This is a genomic window from Mesoterricola sediminis (assembly GCF_030295425.1).
GTDB classification, from domain to species: domain Bacteria; phylum Acidobacteriota; class Holophagae; order Holophagales; family Holophagaceae; genus Mesoterricola; species Mesoterricola sediminis.
The window spans coordinates 3,830,015-3,843,215 of sequence record NZ_AP027081.1; the positions used below are offsets into that span (position 1 = coordinate 3,830,015).

Here is a 13,201-nt window from a genome sequence, read left to right on the forward strand (position 1 = left end):
CGATTTTTCAGGCGTGGAGCATCTGGGCGACGTCCCGGTAGTCCGGGTCCTGGTCGGCGACGGTGCGGAACTCGGCCATCGCCTCGTCCCGGTGGCCCTGGCCCAGCAGGAGGATGCCCAGGTCGTAATGGAGGCCCAGGGCGTCCTCGGGCGGGAAGCCCGGCGCCCCGATGCCCTGGCGCAGCCAACCGGCGGCGGCGTCCGGGTTGTTCTGGGCCAGCTCGCAGATGGCGAGCATGGAGCAGCATTCGAGCGTGCGCTCCGGATCCCGCATGGCCTTCTTGAACTCCTCGATGGCCGGTTCCAGGAGCATCATTTCCTTGTAGGCGATGCCCAGGTTGTAGTGGGTCTCGTAGTCGTCCCCCTTGACCTGCTGCTCCACCCCTTCACGGAAGGCGTTGAAAAGTTCATCAACGCTTTGGATCTTCTCCACCACGTGGGTGGCGTCGTGCATTTCCTCGCCCTCGCCCGTTTCCAGGAGGGCGTCGCCCAGCACGTCCGAGAGGTCGAAGAAGGAGGCCTCGTACTCCGGCTTGGGCTCCGCCGCCGCGCCCGGGGTGGGCATGCCCAGCCGAGCGAGGGCGCCGTCGGCGGCCGACAGCCGCTTGAGCAGCTCTGGATGGCCCGGGTGGACCTTGAGGGCGTTGTCGATCTCGATCTTGGCTTCCTCGGGGCTGCCGTAGTCCAGCTGGAAGTCGATGTCGGCCAGCCAGGAGACGAGGTCCTCGGGCACCGGCGCGGGGGTCGCCGGGGCGGTGGGGAAGGGCAGCGGTTCGAGTTCGAGGGGCGGCAGGTCGGCCCCGCCGCCGGTGATCTCGGACCACTCGTAGTCGGGCTGGCTGGGGTAGGCGGCCGGCGCCGCGGGGGGCGCCCAGCCCGGCACCTCCAGGGCGATGGGGGGTTCGGGCGCCGGCGGCGGCACGACGGCCGCGGGCAGCTCCAGCTCCAGGTCCAGGGGGATGATGGGCGGCAGTTCCTGGATCGGGGGCAGCTCGTGGGCGGCCTCCAGCTCCTGGATGGGTTCCAGCTCCTGGATGGGCAGGAGGTCGAGGGGCGCCACGGGGAGGGCTTCGATGGGCGGCGGCAGCGGGATCGCGGGCGCGGAAGCCGACGCGGGCCTGGCCGGAGGCGCGTCCAGGAGGCCCAGGTTGCGCCGGTAGAGGCGGGTGGAGCCCGGGAAGAGGTTCTCGGCCAGGTCCAGCAGGTCCACCGCCAGGGCCCGGTTCCCCAGGGCCGCCAGCTTCTCGGCGTGCTTCACGTAGTGCATCTGCACCTTGCTCAGGATGCCGGTGGAGCGGTGGATCTCGGCGATGCGGACGATCGCCTGGTAGTTGGCGGGCTCCAGCTCGAGGATCTTGGCGTAGGCGTCGTGGGCCCGGTCCATGAACCGGCTGCGCATGGCCTGTTCGGCTTCCCGTTCCAGCTGCTGGACCTGGATCCGGCGGGCCGCATCCGCCTCCAGGTGCTCGGCGGATTCGAGGGGCGAGGCCACCCAGCCCGAGCTGGCGCCCGAGATCTGGCTGGCGGTGGGCGCGGGCGCCTCGTCGGCGTCCGAGATCCCCATGCCCTGGAGCTGGGCCCGGACGGCGGCGGCGACCTCGTCGTCCCCCTTGGCCCGGGCGGCGGCCAGGGCGCGCCGCAGGTGGTCCACCTGATCGGTCCGGTTCCCGGACTGGTGGCTGATCTCCGCCATCTGGATCCAGGCTTCGGCGTTGAAGGCGCCCTGCAGGCCGCTCCGGAGGGTCCGGGCCGCGGCCTCGCCCATCCCGCGCCGGCCCAGTTCGCGCCCGATGGGCTTGAAGAGCTTGAGGGCCTCGTCCACGTGGCCCAGGCGCACCATTTCCCGCAGGGAGCGCTCCACCAGGCCCAGGCTCTTCTCGGGCAGCTGGGGCACCTCCGCCAGCGCCTCCAGGGCCCGGTCGGGAGCCTTGGCCTGGAGCTCCACCTCCGCGAGGGCGTCCAGGATCTCGGCGCTGCGGGGGTTGGCGGCCAGGCCCTCCCGCAGATGGGCGGCGGCCGAGGCCAGGTCCTTCTGGATGACCGCGAGCCGGCTCTGGGTCAGGAAGACCTGGGGGGTGGAGACCATCGCCTTGGCCCGCTCCAGGATCTGGCTGGCCTCGGCGTGCATCTGCTCCAGGGCCAGGGCTTCGGAGACATCCAAGTAGATGGCGGCCGCCTTCTCCTTCATGCCCTCCTTGTTGTAGAGGTCCGCCAGCTTGACCTTGTTCTTCAGGTTCTTGGGATCCAGCTCGACGACCTTGGCGAACTCCTCCAGGGCCCGCTTGAGGAGGCCCTTCTTGGTGAAGGCCTCGGCCACCCCGATGTGGATCTGGATGGCGTCCTTGATCATGTTGGTCTGGCGGTACAGCTCGGCCAGGCGCTCGCACACGTCCAGGTCGTCCGGGGCCGTGCGGTGGGCCTTCTTGAAGACGGCGCTCGCCTTGGCGGCGAAGCCCCCCCGCTCGTAGCCGATGCCCGCGCGCTTGAACATGTCCATGGCTTCGGGCACCCGGCCGGACTGCAGGTAGGCGTCGCCCACCCGGTTCATGAGGTTCCAGTCGTCGGGCTTGTCCTCGAGCAGCTTCAGGAACTCATCGATGGCGCGGTCGATGCGCCCCTGGGCCATGTAGGTCTCTGCCTGCCTGGTGATCTTCGCTCGGTCAATGGCCATGGGGCGCCCCGGGGTGCTTGGGCTGGATCAGCCCTTGAGATTGCGGATGGTGAAGGCGTGGGGGAGCAGGTCGGCCAGCCGATGGAGCGCCCGGGCCTTCCGGTTCGCCAGGAGGACGGGCGCATCCTCGGCGAATTCCGCGAGCACCTGGCGGCAGGAACCGCAGGGCGGCGTGAGGTCCGGCGCGTCGGTGACCACCACGACGGCCTTCAGTCCGCCGGGCTTCATCCCCGCCGCGGTGGCGGCGAAGACGGCGTTGCGCTCCGCGCAGATGGAGGAGGGGTAGGCCGCGTTCTCCACGTTGCAGCCGGCCGTGACGCTTCCGTCCTCCCGGAGGATCGCGGCGCCCACCTGGAACCCGGAATAGGGGGCGTGGGCGTTGGCCCGCGCCTTCCAGGCGGCGTCCAGAAGGGCGTCCCATGCGGGGGACTGGGGGTCGTCGAAGGTCATGGCCACCTCAAAGCAATCGTGGATTCATCTTAGGCAAAATCCGGTCCGCTGCACAGGTCTCTGACCAGCCCGCCGGCCTGGGCCAGGGCCAGGGCCCGCCAGCAGGGGCCGGGCCCGTCCACGGCCACCCGCCCGTCGGAGCCCGCCGCCTCCAGCCGCACCTGGCGCCGCTGGAGCCGGGCCTGGAGGACGCTGCCCGAAAGGCCTTCCAGCTCCCGCTCAAAGGCCGGGCCGGGCTCCCAGGCCGCCAGGTCCAGGACCAGGCGCACCCCCCGGGCCGCCTCGTCCTCGAAGGTGCGGACCCAGGGCTCGCCACGCTGGGCGGTGCGCTTCCAGTGGACCCGGGAGAGGGGGTCCCGTTCCCGGAAGGGACGGGCCCCATCCGGGCTGGCGGCGCCGGCCCGGGCGAGGGGGAAAGGGGCGTCCCCCAGGCCCCCGGGGCCGCCGGCCAGGGTCCGGGGATGGGGCAGCACCAGGATCCGCTGGTCCAGGGGCACCGACCAGGCCTTCTCCATGAACCCGAAGGGGAAGGCTGTGCGCAGCTCCACGTTCCGGAGCGGGGTCCAGCCGCGCTGGGCGGGGGTGACCTGGACCGCCGCCACCCCCTCCCTGGTCCCGTCGCCGCCCCGGACGAAGGCGGCCTCGGCCCTGGCGCCGGCCAGGTCCAGCCGCACCTCCAGGGCCCGGAGCCGGGCGGGGTCGCCGTCCCGGTAGCGCACCTTCACGGCGCCCTTCACCCGCGCGAAGAGGTTGCCCTCCTCCACCCCCAGGACCTCCAGGTCCCGGATCGCCCGCCGGCTGATCCAGCCCGAGGCCAGGAACAGCCCCAGCATCAGGGAGAAGACGAGGTACAGCAGGTTGTTGCCCGTGTTGACGGCGGCCGCGCCGAGGGCGAGCAGGGCCACCAGGAACTCCATCCCGAGTCGGGTCACGCTGAGCCGGAGCCGTCTGTCGCGCCAGAGGTCCATTCAGGCCCTACCCCGGGTTCCGTCGTTTGCCATTACCATGGTCCAAAGCCAGCAGCCCCCAGTCTGACGCCAGGAAGGGCCCCGATGATCGAAAAACTTTTCCGTTCCAAGTCATTGGAGACGCTCAAGGCACAGGCGGAGGAGCCCGAGCACCAGCTCCGGAGGAACCTGGGCACCTTCGACCTGACCATGTTCGGCATCGGCGCCATCATCGGGGCCGGCATCTTCTCCAGCATCGGGACGGCCGCCGCCGGGCACCTCGCCGACGGGAGGCTCCCGGCGGGCCCGGCCCTGGTGGTCAGCATCCTCCTGGTGGCCGTGGGCTGCGGCTTCACGGCCCTCGCCTACGCCGAACTGGCCTCCATGATCCCGGTCTCGGGCTCGGCCTACACGTACGCCTACGCCACCCTGGGCGAGCTCATGGCCTGGATCATCGGCTGGGACCTCCTCCTGGAGTACGCGGTCAGCAACGTCGCGGTGGCCATCAGCTGGGGCGACTACGCCCGGAGCTTCCTGGCCAACGTCCTGGGCGTCCACGTCCCGGGCTGGCTGGCCATGGATCCCCGGACCGCCCTCCAGCTCCTGCCCGCCTCGCCCCCCATGGGCCTGGGGGCCAAGCTCCACCTCCTCGCCCAGGCGCGGGCCGGCCTCGCCGACGGCGGCGCCGTCTTCGCCAACTGGCAGGTGCTCCGGGACGCGCCTCTGGTGGCGGGCTTTCCCGTGACCGTGAACCTCCTCGCCGTCGTGGTCACGGTGGGGGTCACCTACCTGGTCTACCTGGGCATCCGCGAGAGCGCCAGGGCCAACGCCGTCATGGTGGTGCTCAAGGTCCTCATCCTGGCCGCCGTCGTGGCCATCGGGGCCCGGTTCATCAACCCCGGCAACTGGCACCCCTTCGCCCCCCACGGCTTCGGCGGGATCCAGGCAGGGGCGGCCATCATCTTCTTCGCCTTCATCGGGTTCGACGCCGTGAGCACCACGGCCGAGGAGTGCCGGGATCCGGGCCACAGCCTTCCCCGGGGGATCCTCCTGAGCCTGGGCATCTGCACCCTGATCTACGCCGCCGTGGCCCTCGTGGTCACCGGCATGCTCAAGTACACCGACCTGGCCGGGAAGGCCGACCCCCTGGCCTACATCTTCAGCCAGAACCACATGAACGGCGTGGCCGGCGTCATCAGCCTGGGCGCGGTGATCGCCACGACGGCCGCCCTCCTCGTCTACCAGGTCGGCCAGCCGCGCATCTTCATGGCCATGAGCCGGGACGGCCTCCTGGGCCCCTGGTTCGGCCGGGTGAGCCCCCGCCACCGGACCCCCTCCAACGCCACCCTCCTGACGGGCCTCCTCGTCGCCATCCCCGCCGCCCTGCTGAGCATCGACGAGGTGGTCGAGCTGTGCAACATCGGCACCCTCTTCGCGTTCTCCGTCGTCTGCGCCGCCGTCATGATCCTCCGGAAGCGCCGGCCGGAGGCGGTCCGCCGCTTCCGCATGCCCTGGATCTGGGTGTTCGCCCCGGCGGGCATCCTGGCCTGCCTCTGGATCGCCAAGGGCCTGCCCGCCGTCACCTGGATCCGCTTCTTCGCATGGCTCGGCCTGGGCCTGGTGATCTACTTCGCCTATGGACTCCGCAACAGCGCGTTGCACACTAGGACGGAGGAGGCCTGATGTTCACGGGACTGATCCGCCATCTGGGGACCCTGGAAGCCCGGCGCGACCGCCCCGGGGGGGCGCGCCTGACCATCCAGGCCCCCCCCGATCTCATCGAGCGCGCCGAGGAGGGCGCCAGCATCTGCACCAACGGGGCCTGCCTCACCGCCGTCGCGCGCTCCCCCCGCGCCTGGGAGGCGGACCTCTCCCACGAGACCCTGGCCCGCACCACCCTGGGGCGCCTGGAGCCCGGGGCGCTGCTCCACCTGGAGCCCGCCCTGCGCGTCGGGGATCCCCTGGACGGGCACCTCGTGTCCGGCCACGTGGACGGGGTCGGGCAGCTCCTGGAGCGCGCCTCCGGCGAGGGCGTCTGGCGCTTCGGCATGCCCCCGGAGCTGGCCGCCATGATGGCGCCCAAGGGCTCCGTCGCCGTGGACGGCATCTCCCTGACCGTGGTCGACTGCGGCCGGGACTGGTTCACGGTGGCCCTGATCCCCGAGACCGTGCGCCGCACCCGCCTGGAGAAGATGATCCCGGGCGCCCCCGTGAACCTGGAGGCCGACCCCATCGGGCGGTTCGTGGCCCGGGCCCTGGACCTCCGGTCCGGGGAGGAGCGCCTGGCCCGGTTCGCCCGGGAAGGGTGGGCCTGAGGCCCCGAGTGCAGCGTCCGCAAAGTTGCCTGAATCATCCGAGGGGAGCGGACGCGGCACGAGCCGTCCCTTAAGCTACACTGGCACCATGGCCAGCGCGCATGCCCTGCATGAGGCCGCCCTCGCGGCGCCGTGGGAGGTCCCATGAAGGACCTCCCCCCCATCCGGCGCCTGGCCCAGTCCATCACCCTCCTGGCCCTCGTGGCCCTCATGGGGGCCGTGGGCTTCCACCTCCTGGGCCGTGCGGGCTGGATGGACGGCTTCTACATGGCCGTCACCACCCTGGTCGGCTTCCGGGACGAGCACCCCGGGGGCTACGGCCTGAAGCTCTTCGTCATCTTCTACCTCATCGCCGGCCTGGTCGTGGTGGGCATGGCCTTTTCCAACCTCCTGGCCCTCCTCCTCGAGGGGGACCTCAAGGGGTTGTTCCTGGAGCGCCGCATGCAGAACCGCCTCAACGCCCTGAAGGGCCACGTCGTCGTCTGCGGGTTCGGGAAGACCGGATTCCAGTCGGCCTGGGAGCTCAAGCAGGCCAACGTCCCCTTCGTGGTGGTCGAGCGGGATCCCGACAAGACCCACAACCCCCGGTTCCAGGGGGACCTCTTCATCGTCGGCAACGCCATGGACGAGGTGGTCCTGGAGCAGGCCGGGATCGCGCGGGCCCGGGGGCTCATCACCGCCCTCACCTCGGACGCCGACAACGTCCTGGTGACCCTCACCGCCCGGCAGATGAACCCCGACCTGGAGATCGTCGCCCGCGCCACCAAGCTGGGCACCGAGAACAAGCTCAAGGCCGCCGGGGCCGACCACATCGTCAGCCCCTACGAGATCGGGGGGCGCCGCATGGCCTCCCTCCTCATGACCCCCGACCTCCTCAACTACGTCGACGTGATGCTGGACAAGAAGCAGCTCGAGATGGCCATCGAGCACGTGCTCGTGCGCCCCGGCTCGCCCCTGGTGGGACGCACCATGCGGGAGATCCGGGTGCGGGACTGCACCGGCGCCCTCATCGTCGGCATCAACCGCGGCCTGGAGGGACTCCGGTTCAACCCCACCGGCGCCGAGGTCTTCGAGGCGGGGGACGTGCTGATCGCCATGGGTTCCCACGAGGCCCTGGACGCCCTCGTCAAGGTCGCCCGGGGGGAGTGACCCCGGTCTCCAGTTCCAGCACCACGGCCCGGTCGTCCCCGTAGCGCCGCCGGAAGCCCGGGCCCCCGAATTCCGGGAAGCGGTCCGCGCGGGCCTTGCGCAGGACCAGGTACCTGGCCCCGAAGGCGGCCGCGATGCGGGGGCCGTCCACCACGGCGCGGTGGAGGCGGAGGTCCTCCAGGAGGCGCGCCCGCGCCGGGTCCTCGCGGATCGTGTAGGTGGGGTCCAGGCCCCAGAGGTAGGTCTGGCGGTAGCCGTCGTAGTAGAGCTCGGGAAAGTCGTCCCAGAAGAGGTTCACCACCCGCTCCCCCGGCGGGAGGTTCGCGGCCATCCAGGCGCAGGCCCCCGTGAAGAAGCGCGGCGGGGCCCCCGTGGACTGGTACCAGGCGTAGAACGTCAGGGACCGCGCGTGGAAGCCCGCGAGGACGGCCCACGCGAGGACGCCGCCCGCCAGGCGGGCCCAGCGCCGCGCCGCCAGGCGCGCCTCCAGGGCGGGCAGGAGGTCCCGGACGACCAGGGCGCAGGCGGCGGCCACCAGGAGGACCGAATACTCCGCGAAGCGGGGGGTGGCCAGGGTGAGCCCGAACCAGGCCAGGGCCGCCGCGCCGAGCCCCAGGGCGTCGGCGCCGAGGCGCCGCCGGAACCCCGCCAGCGCGGCCGCGAGCAGCACGGCCTCCGCCGCCAGGAGGGGGTAGATGTCCAGGAACACGGCCAGGGGGTAGGGATACAGCTCGTTGCCCAGCTCGAAGCCCGAGGTCCCCGCGCCCTGCATCCCCAGGCGGAACACCTGCACGTAGGTCAGGAACGTCTCCAGCGTGAGGGGGGTGTAGGGGTGGAGCGCCAGGCCCGCGACGGCGCCGAGGGCGGCGGCCGCCGGCAGCTTCCAGGGCAGTCGCCCGCCGGCGGCCCAGACCCCCAGCGCGAAGGGCGCGGCCGTCATGGCCAGCACGAAGGGGACCGTGTAGCTCCAGGCGTACAGGAAGCCCAGGAGGAAGAGCCCCCGGACCGAGCGTTTCAGGAGGAGGTGCACCCCCACCACCAGCAGGAGCATGCTGAGCACGTGGGAACGGATCATGCCCAGCCGGGCGATGAAGAGCCCGCCCGCCGCCAGCGGCAGGAGCGCGAAGGCGAGGGGCGCCCGCGCCCGGTGGGCCCGGAGCACCACCGCCAGGGCGCCCAGCACGGCGGCGGCGAGGAGGACCGAGAGGATCCGGGCCCCGAGGATGGGGTCGTCCCCGATCCGCGCGAAGGGCGCCATCAGCAGGTGGTAGAGGAACTCCTTGTCGCAGAACCGGTCCCGCCAGGTGCTCAGCTGGGTCCAGGGGAAGGCCCTGGAGAGGCCCCGGACCGGCATCATCCACGCGAAGCGCGCGTGGAAGTACCCGTCCCGCTCGAAGAGGCCCTGCTGGAGGAGGGCCGTGGCCCCGAAGAGGAGGGCCGCGTAGCCCGCGGCGGCCCCGGGCAGGGCCAGCCGGCGGATCCGGCCGCCGGGGTTCACCGCCCGTCCCCGGGCGCCGCCACCGCGAGGTAGGCCAGCTTCTTCATCTCGCGCCGGCCCCGGGTCACCGTGTCCAGGACGAGGCCGCAGGCGAGGCCGAGGGCCGAGATCGTCATCATGCCGGCGCAGAGGATGGCCGTGGGGAACCTCGGCACGAGCCCGGTCCGCGCGTAGGTCACGAAGAGCGGCACGGCCAGCGCCAGCGAGGCCGCGGCGACGAGGCCCGAGAGGATGGAGAAGAACTGGAGGGGCTTCTCGTTGCGGTAGAGGCTCGCGATGAGGCGGAGGATCCGGAGCCCGTCGCTCCAGGTGCGCAGCTTGCTCTGGGTGCCCTCCGCCCGGGCCCCGTAGGGGGCGGGGACCTCCTCCACCGGCATGGACAGCTCCAGGGCGTGGACCGTGAGCTCCGTCTCGATCTCGAACCCCGCGGAGAGGACGGGGAAGGACTTCACGAACCGCCGGGAGAAGGCCCGGTAGCCCGAGAGGATGTCAGTGAAGCGCCGCCCGAAGAGGAGGCGCACGGAACCGGTGAGGAGGCGGTTGCCGACGCGATGACCGGGCCGGTAGGCCTCGAGGGCCGTCTCGACGCGGCTCCCGACCACCATGTCCAGGCGGCCCTCCCGGAGGGTCCGCACCAGGAGGGGGGCGCTGGCGGCGTCGTAGGTGCCGTCGCCGTCCACCATCAGGTAGACGTCGGCCTCCACGTCGGCGAACATCCGGCGCACCACGTGCCCCTTGCCCTGGCAGGCCTCGCGGCCGACGCGGGCCCCCGCGGCCCGGGCGGCCTCCGCCGTCCCGTCCGTGGAGTTGTTGTCGTAGACGTGGATGACGGCCTCCGGCAGGGCCTCCCGGAAGGACGCCACGACGCGGCCGATGGCCGCGGCCTCGTTGTGGCAGGGGATGAGCACGGCGATCCTGGGCCGGGGTTCCATGGGGGTGTCCATGCCGGAAATCCTATCAGGAGCGCGCCTCCGGTCCCCCCGGGAACGATGCCGGCCCTGGAGGCATCCCAGGACCATGACCCAGGGAATCCCGCCTCTCGTCGCCGACCTCGCCATCGTGCTGGGGGTCGCCGGCGTCACGACCGTCGTCTTCCGCCGCCTCCGCCAGCCGGCGGTCCTGGGCTACGTCCTGGCCGGGCTCATCGTGGGCCCGCACCTGCCCGTCCCGATCATGGCCGACGTGGGCAGCATCCGGACCCTCTCCGAGCTGGGCGTGATCCTCCTGATGTTCTCGGTGGGGCTGGAGTTCGACCTGCGCAAGCTCGCGCGGGAGGGGGTGGCGGCCCTGGTCATCGGCTCCTCCCAGGTGGGCGCCGCCGTCCTCCTGGCCTCGGCCACGGGGCGCGCCCTGGGCTGGCAGCCCCAGGAGGCCGCCCTGCTGGGGGCGGCCCTGGCCGTGAGCAGCACCATGATCATCGCCAAGCTCTTCCAGGAGCACGGGACCCGCGGCCCCTTCCGGGACCTGGTCTTCTCCGTCCTCGTCGTCCAGGACCTCTTCGCGGTCCTCCTCCTCGCCGGTTTGGACGCCAGGGCCGCCGCCGGCGGCGTCGGTCTGGCCCTCCTGAAGGTGGCCGCCTTCGCGTGCGGGGCCCTGCTCGCGGGCGGCCTGGTCGTGCCCCCCCTGCTCCGGTGGGCGGCCGACCACGGGCGGGACGAGACCCTCCTGGTGACGGCCATGGGCGCCTGCTTCGCGGGGGCCGCCCTGGCCGGGCAGGCCGGCATCTCCCCGGCCCTTGGCGCCTTCGCCGCGGGCATGCTGGCCTTCGCCAGCCGCCGGGGGGAGGCCATCGAGCGGCTCGTCCAGCCCGTCCGGGACATGTTCGGCGCCATCTTCTTCGTGGCCGTGGGCATGCTCCTGGATCCCCGGCACCTGGCGGCCCAGGCGGGCCCCATCCTCCTGCTCTCCGCCGGGCTCCTCGTCGCCAGCACTCTGGGCGGCGGCCTGGGAGCCGCCCTGGCCGGCGTTCCCGTCGCCCGGGGGCTCCGGGTGGGGCTCACCCTCGCCCAGCCCGGCGAACTTTCCTTCGTCCTCGCGGGCGTGGGGAGCGCCGCGGGCCTGCTGTGGCCCCACGCCCTGCCCGTGGTGGCGGGCGTCGCCCTGGTGACCGCCGTGGCGGGGCCCTGGACCTTCCGGACCGGGTCCGCCCTCGCCGAAGGCCTCGTCCGGCACGCGCCGCGCGCCCTCCGGCGCTGGCTGGCCCCCCGGGGGCCCCTGGACGGCCGGGGTCCGGCCGCCCCCCGCGGGCCCGCGGCCCCCGTGGCCTACCTCCTGGTGGACGCCCTCGTGTTCAACCTGCTCCTCCTCGTGACCGCCCAAGTGAGGGCCCTGCCCCTGGTGGCCCGCCATCCCCTGGCCGCCGCCTCCTTCCTGGCCGTGGCCCTGGCCGGCCTGCTCCTTTTGGGCTGGGTGCTCTTCCGCCGTGCGGGCCAGATCGCCGGCCTCGTGGTGGCGGCCCCCGCCCGTCACCCGGGCCGGGTCGGCCTGCTCCGCCTGGCCATCCTCCTGGGGCTCAGCGCGCCGACCTTCGCCCTCCTTCCGGCCGGCCCGGCCCTGGCCCTGCTCGTGGGCCTCCTCCTGGGGGTGGCGGTGCTCATCCGGGCTCCCGCGCCCCTGGGCGCCGCCGCCCCCGGCTGGCGCGTGCGGCCCGCGGATCCCGGACCACGGCCGACCCTGGCCTGCGTGCAGGTCCAGGATCCCTGCCCCTTCATCGATCGCCCCCTGGCCGACCTCCAGGCCGCGCTGGCCGACCTGCCGGACACCGACCTGGCCGCCATCCACCGGGCGGGCCACTGGCTGCCCATCGACGGGGACGCGATCCTGCGCCCCGGCGATCGTCTGGCTCTGGCCGGATCTCCCCCCGGCCTCCAAGCCGCCGAATCCCTCCTCGAGGGCGCCGGGGAGCCTGGCGCCTAGGGTGTGTTCGTCATCTAGGATAGTAATGGCTAATACCCATCCGTGCCGGAGCATGGAGGAGCTGGAATAGTGAGTCTGTGCTGCAGTGCCTGATGGCGCCGCGCATTCGCAGCATCCTATTGGAACGCGGAGGCGCGGAGGATCTCGCTGAGGCTCGCGGAGAAAGGATCAAGCCCTTGTATGTATCACCCGCTTGATTCCACCGTCTTTGAAAGGCCACTGACGGGAATTGAGGAGCAGGCCGACCTCCATTCCGCCTTCGCCTCCACGACCACGAGGTCGTCAACCAGCAAATCCAGCCGGTAGGCCCGCTCAACCACAAGCCCCCTCCACTCGATATCCAGGGGCAGGTTCCAGGAGCGCTTTCCTCCGCGACCCTCTGCGAGATCCTCCGCGCCTCCGCGTTTCATAGGATCAATGAGGATCCGGAACGCTTGTCACCCTCCGCTCATAGCCTCAGCCAGATCACGATGCAGGCCAAAGCCACCTGGGCTGAGAAACTTCGCGCCGTTTTGTCGAACCTGGTGGCCAGCGCCCTGAACTGTTTGAGCTTGGCGAACCCATGCTCGATGGCATGGCGGGCCTTGTATAGGTGTGAGTCCCAGGCCGCCGGATTCTTGCGCCGGGGATGAGGTGGGATGACGGCTGTCGCACCCATGGCCTCGATCGCCTTCCTTACCGGGTTCCCATCGTAGGCCCGATCTCCGAACCCGTACTCTGCCTGCCAACCGCACAGCAATCCTTCAGCAGACCGGCTTTCATGGGCTTGCCCCGGAGTGACCAGGAAATCCAAAGGATTACCGTGGGCATCGCAGATCAAATGGATCTTGGTCGAGCATCCACCCCGAGATCGTCCGAGCGCCTGGTTCCAGAGCCCCCCCCCTTTTGCCTGCTGAATGTTGATGAGCGCGAATGATGGTGCCATCCAGCATGACCCACTCCAGGTCGGCTTCCTTGCGCAGGAACTCCAGGATCCTTTGCCACACGCCGCGCTTGGTCCAGGCCTCAAATCGCGTGTACACGCTTGTCCAAGGTCCAAATTCCTCCGGCAGGTCCCTCCACGGCGCCCCAGTCCTGTGCCTCCACAGGATCGCCTCCACCATGGGACGGTTGGGGTGACGGGATCGCCCCATCCCTCCACGCTCTGGCGGAAGGAGCGGTTCAAGCTTTGCCCACATGGCATCGGTCAGGAAACGTCTCGGCATCGTTACCCCAGGAAAATTCGTGGTGTACGAGCCTTTACGTATGAGTACAA

At 71.5% G+C, this 13,201-nt stretch carries 12 protein-coding genes; 4 read left to right on the forward strand and 8 right to left on the reverse strand.

The features are described 5' to 3' along the window. Window positions 1-7: 7 nt before the first annotated feature. The 3 genes from R2J75_RS16605 to R2J75_RS16615 are packed head-to-tail and all read right to left on the reverse strand — an operon-like array spanning window position 8 to window position 4,026. Window positions 8-2,671 carry a tetratricopeptide repeat protein gene (locus R2J75_RS16605; protein WP_316410653.1) on the reverse strand — a complete coding sequence of 888 codons (2,664 nt, stop codon included), beginning with the start codon at window positions 2,669-2,671 and terminating at the stop codon, window positions 8-10. Between the two features lie 27 nt (window positions 2,672-2,698). After that, complete coding sequence (locus R2J75_RS16610) at window positions 2,699-3,121, reverse strand: cytidine deaminase (protein ID WP_243329777.1); 423 nt, start codon at window positions 3,119-3,121, stop codon at window positions 2,699-2,701. A 29-nt stretch (window positions 3,122-3,150) separates the two neighbouring features. Next, a complete protein-coding gene (locus R2J75_RS16615) occupies window positions 3,151-4,026 on the reverse strand; it encodes a DUF58 domain-containing protein (protein ID WP_243329778.1) in 876 nt (291 codons plus the stop codon). 147 nt (window positions 4,027-4,173) lie between these two features. Between R2J75_RS16615 and R2J75_RS16620 the strand changes: the two genes are divergently transcribed. The 3 genes from R2J75_RS16620 to R2J75_RS16630 all read left to right on the forward strand — a co-directional run bounded on the left by R2J75_RS16620 (window position 4,174) and on the right by R2J75_RS16630 (window position 7,532). Continuing rightward, on the forward strand, window positions 4,174-5,751 hold the full coding sequence (locus R2J75_RS16620; protein WP_316410654.1) for an amino acid permease: 1,578 nt from the start codon (window positions 4,174-4,176) through the stop codon (window positions 5,749-5,751). Then, window positions 5,751-6,383 carry a riboflavin synthase gene (locus R2J75_RS16625; protein ID WP_243329783.1) on the forward strand — a complete coding sequence of 211 codons (633 nt, stop codon included), beginning with the start codon at window positions 5,751-5,753 and terminating at the stop codon, window positions 6,381-6,383. The genes R2J75_RS16620 and R2J75_RS16625 overlap by 1 nt, the downstream gene beginning before the upstream one ends. Before the next feature lie 144 nt (window positions 6,384-6,527). Continuing rightward, window positions 6,528-7,532, forward strand: a complete 1,005-nt coding sequence (locus tag R2J75_RS16630; protein ID WP_243329785.1) for a potassium channel family protein — start codon at window positions 6,528-6,530, stop codon at window positions 7,530-7,532. Here the strand turns inward: R2J75_RS16630 and R2J75_RS16635 are convergent. Both R2J75_RS16635 and R2J75_RS16640 read right to left on the reverse strand, forming a co-directional pair. Continuing rightward, window positions 7,510-9,030, reverse strand: coding sequence for a hypothetical protein (locus R2J75_RS16635; protein WP_243329787.1), 1,521 nt, complete (start codon window positions 9,028-9,030; stop codon window positions 7,510-7,512). The two genes, R2J75_RS16630 and R2J75_RS16635, sit on opposite strands and share 23 nt — an antisense overlap. Beyond that, window positions 9,027-9,974 (reverse strand): glycosyltransferase, encoded by a 948-nt coding sequence (locus R2J75_RS16640; protein ID WP_243329789.1) that lies wholly within the window; start codon window positions 9,972-9,974, stop codon window positions 9,027-9,029. The genes R2J75_RS16635 and R2J75_RS16640 overlap by 4 nt, the downstream gene beginning before the upstream one ends. 73 nt (window positions 9,975-10,047) lie before the next feature. Here R2J75_RS16640 and R2J75_RS16645 point away from each other — a divergent pair, with 73 nt between their 5' ends. Continuing rightward, window positions 10,048-11,946, forward strand: a complete 1,899-nt coding sequence (locus tag R2J75_RS16645; RefSeq protein WP_279342009.1) for a cation:proton antiporter — start codon at window positions 10,048-10,050, stop codon at window positions 11,944-11,946. 185 nt (window positions 11,947-12,131) lie between these two features. Here R2J75_RS16645 and R2J75_RS16650 read toward each other — a convergent pair whose 3' ends face one another. The 3 genes from R2J75_RS16650 to R2J75_RS20000 are packed head-to-tail and all read right to left on the reverse strand — an operon-like array spanning window position 12,132 to window position 13,151. Then, window positions 12,132-12,356 (reverse strand): GxxExxY protein, encoded by a 225-nt coding sequence (locus R2J75_RS16650; RefSeq protein WP_316410655.1) that lies wholly within the window; start codon window positions 12,354-12,356, stop codon window positions 12,132-12,134. A 38-nt stretch (window positions 12,357-12,394) separates the two neighbouring features. Then, window positions 12,395-12,850 carry an IS5 family transposase gene (locus tag R2J75_RS19995; RefSeq protein WP_394365924.1) on the reverse strand — a complete coding sequence of 152 codons (456 nt, stop codon included), beginning with the start codon at window positions 12,848-12,850 and terminating at the stop codon, window positions 12,395-12,397. Beyond that, window positions 12,744-13,151, reverse strand: a complete 408-nt coding sequence (locus R2J75_RS20000; protein WP_394365859.1) for an IS5 family transposase — start codon at window positions 13,149-13,151, stop codon at window positions 12,744-12,746. Before R2J75_RS20000 ends, R2J75_RS19995 begins: the two co-directional genes overlap by 107 nt. Window positions 13,152-13,201: the final 50 nt, after the last annotated feature.

Bases quoted from the DNA above. Each gene is read 5' to 3' on its own strand.
- R2J75_RS16605 (WP_316410653.1), bottom strand. From the start codon at position 2,671: ATGGCCATTGACCGAGCGAAGATCACCAGGCAGGCAGAGACCTACATG.
- R2J75_RS16610 (WP_243329777.1), bottom strand. From the start codon at position 3,121: ATGACCTTCGACGACCCCCAGTCCCCCGCATGGGACGCCCTTCTGGAC.
- R2J75_RS16620 (WP_316410654.1), top strand. From the start codon at position 4,174: ATGATCGAAAAACTTTTCCGTTCCAAGTCATTGGAGACGCTCAAGGCA.
- R2J75_RS16625 (WP_243329783.1), top strand. From the start codon at position 5,751: ATGTTCACGGGACTGATCCGCCATCTGGGGACCCTGGAAGCCCGGCGC.
- R2J75_RS16630 (WP_243329785.1), top strand. From the start codon at position 6,528: ATGAAGGACCTCCCCCCCATCCGGCGCCTGGCCCAGTCCATCACCCTC.
- R2J75_RS16640 (WP_243329789.1), bottom strand. From the start codon at position 9,974: ATGGACACCCCCATGGAACCCCGGCCCAGGATCGCCGTGCTCATCCCC.
- R2J75_RS16645 (WP_279342009.1), top strand. From the start codon at position 10,048: ATGACCCAGGGAATCCCGCCTCTCGTCGCCGACCTCGCCATCGTGCTG.
- R2J75_RS16650 (WP_316410655.1), bottom strand. From the start codon at position 12,356: ATGAAACGCGGAGGCGCGGAGGATCTCGCAGAGGGTCGCGGAGGAAAG.
- R2J75_RS20000 (WP_394365859.1), bottom strand. From the start codon at position 13,151: ATGCCGAGACGTTTCCTGACCGATGCCATGTGGGCAAAGCTTGAACCG.